Here is a 2,847-nt window from a genome sequence, read left to right as displayed (position 1 = left end):
CCTCAGCCTTTTCGGCATCGGCCGGCGGCTCGGCATCGGCGCCCGCCGCCTCAGCCTCAGCCTGAGCAGCTTTGGCGGCTTCCTTGGCAGCCTTGGCCGCCTCAGCCGCTTCCTTCTTGGCCTTGGCGGCTTCCTCGGCTTCCCGCTTGGCCTCGGCGGCCTCAGCTTCGGCCCGCTTCTTGGCTTCAAGTTCGGCTTTGGCCGAAACCTTCTTCAAGGCCTCAGCCTCGGCGGCTTCGAGGGTCTCAGCGGCGCTGATGTGGCGCTGGGCCACCTTGAGGGTGCCTTCTTCGTAGGGCAAATCCTTGAACTTCTGCCAGTCGCCGGTCAGCTTGAGCTGCGCCAACACAGCTTCGGTGGGCTGGGCGCCTACCGACAGCCAGTACTGGACTCGCTCGGAGTCGATCTGGATGAAGCTGGGGTCTTCGGTGGGATGGTATTTGCCGATTTCTTCGATCACGCGTCCATCACGCTTGGCGCGCGAATCGACAACCACGATGCGGTAATAGGGTGCCCGGATTTTGCCCAGGCGCTTCAAGCGAATCTTGACAGCCAATGTGGTGGTTTCTCCCTCAGTCATATGTGTCTAGCCGGCGCCAAGGCCCGTGGGCTGCCCAAACGGCCGGATGGATGCGCACCAGAGGCGTTAGAGGGCTCCTCGCGGCGCACATACGCTGAAGTATTGTGCCAGATCGCCGGCCCTGGTGGGAAACCGCCTGGGTCATTTTGCCCGATGCCGGCCCGTACTTGGTTTGGTACCAGTGTGGTGGCAGCATGATACTATGGGCCCATGGCGACGACACTGCGATTCGATCCGGCCCTGGCGGACCAGCTCCGCGCCGAGTCTGAGCGAACCGGTCGCAGTCAGGCCTCTCTGATCACCGAGGCCGTGCGGCGAATGCTTTCTGGGACGCTGCCCGATGACGGGCTGCCGGAATTGCCTCAGGCCACGCCATTTCAAGACTTCCCGGAGCATCTTCTGATTGACGGTGGCCCACCCACAGCTGAGCTTCTGGACGAGTTGCGGGCCGACCGGCTCTGATGCATCGCTACTTTTTGGACTCCAGCGCGCTGGTCAAGCGCGCCCGCCGCGAGCCCGAGAGCGAGGCCCTACGCACCTGGCTGGGCCGGGCTTCGACCTCCGGGGACAGCCTTTTCACCTCAGTGGTCGCACAAATTGAGGTCGAACGCGCAATTCGCTCCCTCGCCGCACGCGGGCACCGAGCCGACTACCCGGTTGATACTGCTGTGCAGACGGCAGTGTCTGGACTTTCGGTTGTGCCGCTGAGTGAACCGGTGGTGCGGCTGGCGCGCTGTGTTGGGCCCGAGTCGCTGCGCAGTTTGGACGCGATCCACCTGGCCACGGCAGCCATGAACGGGGCGGCCGGGCTAGTCACCTACGACCAACGACTGGCTGGCGCGGCCCGGGCCGTGAATGTCCCTCCAATCATGCCGGCTTAGACAGGCCCGGCCGGTGGCGGCGCCTTGGCTGTCGCTGGCGGCCGGGATCTGAAAAGTGCTCCAGGTCAAGGTGTTTGTGTACCGCAGGGGGGCGACCGCGGGCCGATGGCGCGCTGGCAAGCGACAAATACCGCCGACGAACCGATAGGGTCGGCTCACGGACCAGCAGAACGGAGACCAAAGTGTTTAGGAAACCCGTAGGCGCAGCCGTGCTCGCGCTGATGTTCGCCTCTACTTGTTTCGGCTGCGGCGGGGACAAGCCGGCCACCGAGACAACAGATAAGACCCCGGCCGCAGAGGCAACTCCCGCAGAAAGCGCCGAAGAACTAAGGGGAGCCATTGACGTCGATTGGCAGGATTACGCCTTTACTATCGAAGGCCACCAGATGGGGGATAACTGCGGGCCAAACTTTGCCGATGGGTGTTTCGAAGTCGTGGTGTCCTATGAGGATCCGGCCACCATTTTCTTGGAGGACTTCCAAAGCGCAGCCGAGCAGTCGCCCATTGTCTTGGCGGGCGAAGACGGAACGGAATACAAAGTCATCGCGATCAGGGGCATTGGAATTGGCGAAGACATCTCTGATTCAGAGGCCATCACGCTGGCTAACACCTTTTTTCTTCAATACGACCTGTCTGAAGACCTTGCTGATTCCTTGACGCTTCACATTGGGCGCGCCATCATCCCGTTATCCGAGCTGCTGATCCTGGAAAAGACGGACTGAGCCACCGCTGCGCCAGTCTTCAGTCCGGGTCGTTGTCCCCAGCGACGGGTGCATACCAATTGGTATGCACCAGAGGTAGGATTGGCCTGTGAGCACACAGATCGCGATTCGCCTTAGCCAACAAGAGCTGGCCATTCTCGATGCCGAAGTTGCCGGAGGCCGGGCCAAATCTCGCTCAGACGCCGTCCGCCAGTCGATCACCCAGCTGGACCGACATCGGCAATACCGAGACGACGCGGCAATTATGGCCCGGGTTCTTAGCCAAGGCGAGGCCCTCTACCCCGACCTCGAGCCCATACCGGCCAGTGACCTGTCCTGGATCGACAGATGAGGCCAATTGTGTTGGTGCGGCTTGACAAAACCCGGCCGGCACTGATTCTGACCCGAAGCGTCGCACTCGACCACCTCAGCAAAGTAACCATCGCTCCTATTACCAGCACAGTTCGAGGCTTGAGTACGGAAGTCTCCTTGGACAGCGCCAATGGTCTTGATCATCCTTGCGTGGCCAGCTGTGACAACCTGACCACGGTCCCAACTAGCGCCATTGTCCGGCAGATCGGGCTCCTACTCGATTCCCAAGAAGCCGACCTGACAAGAGCTATCGCCTGCGCCTTCAACCTTGATTAGGAAAAGGCCAGCAGATTCACCTGGTCTCGCGGCGGGT

6 protein-coding genes are annotated in these 2,847 nt (G+C 61.6%); 5 read left to right on the top strand and 1 reads right to left on the bottom strand.

From position 1 onward, the window contains the following. On the bottom strand, window positions 1–556 hold a 556-nt coding region (gene rpsP, locus FWD29_10190; protein MCL2804298.1), incomplete at its 3' end, for a 30S ribosomal protein S16. 234 nt (window positions 557–790) lie between these two features. Between rpsP and FWD29_10185 the strand changes: the two genes are divergently transcribed. The 5 genes from FWD29_10185 (at window position 791) to FWD29_10165 (ending at window position 2,810) form a co-directional block, all read left to right on the top strand. Beyond that, on the top strand, window positions 791–1,042 hold the full coding sequence (locus tag FWD29_10185; protein ID MCL2804297.1) for a ribbon-helix-helix domain-containing protein: 252 nt from the start codon (window positions 791–793) through the stop codon (window positions 1,040–1,042). Next, the gene (locus FWD29_10180; protein MCL2804296.1) at window positions 1,042–1,461 is read left to right on the top strand and encodes a type II toxin-antitoxin system VapC family toxin; all 420 of its coding nucleotides are present in this window, start codon (window positions 1,042–1,044) and stop codon (window positions 1,459–1,461) included. Before FWD29_10185 ends, FWD29_10180 begins: the two co-directional genes overlap by 1 nt. A gap of 209 nt (window positions 1,462–1,670) precedes the next feature. Beyond that, window positions 1,671–2,183 carry a hypothetical protein gene (locus FWD29_10175; GenBank protein ID MCL2804295.1) on the top strand — a complete coding sequence of 171 codons (513 nt, stop codon included), beginning with the start codon at window positions 1,671–1,673 and terminating at the stop codon, window positions 2,181–2,183. An 88-nt stretch (window positions 2,184–2,271) separates the two neighbouring features. Then, window positions 2,272–2,514 carry a ribbon-helix-helix domain-containing protein gene (locus tag FWD29_10170; protein MCL2804294.1) on the top strand — a complete coding sequence of 81 codons (243 nt, stop codon included), beginning with the start codon at window positions 2,272–2,274 and terminating at the stop codon, window positions 2,512–2,514. Next, complete coding sequence (locus tag FWD29_10165; protein ID MCL2804293.1) at window positions 2,511–2,810, top strand: type II toxin-antitoxin system PemK/MazF family toxin; 300 nt, start codon at window positions 2,511–2,513, stop codon at window positions 2,808–2,810. The genes FWD29_10170 and FWD29_10165 overlap by 4 nt, the downstream gene beginning before the upstream one ends. Window positions 2,811–2,847 lie beyond the last annotated feature (37 nt).

Source organism: Micrococcales bacterium (genome assembly GCA_009784895.1).
Classification (GTDB): domain Bacteria; phylum Actinomycetota; class Actinomycetes; order Actinomycetales; family WQXJ01; genus WQXJ01.
The sequence above is the reverse complement of the archived record's forward strand: the minus strand, read 5'-3'. Positions and strand labels throughout refer to the sequence as shown.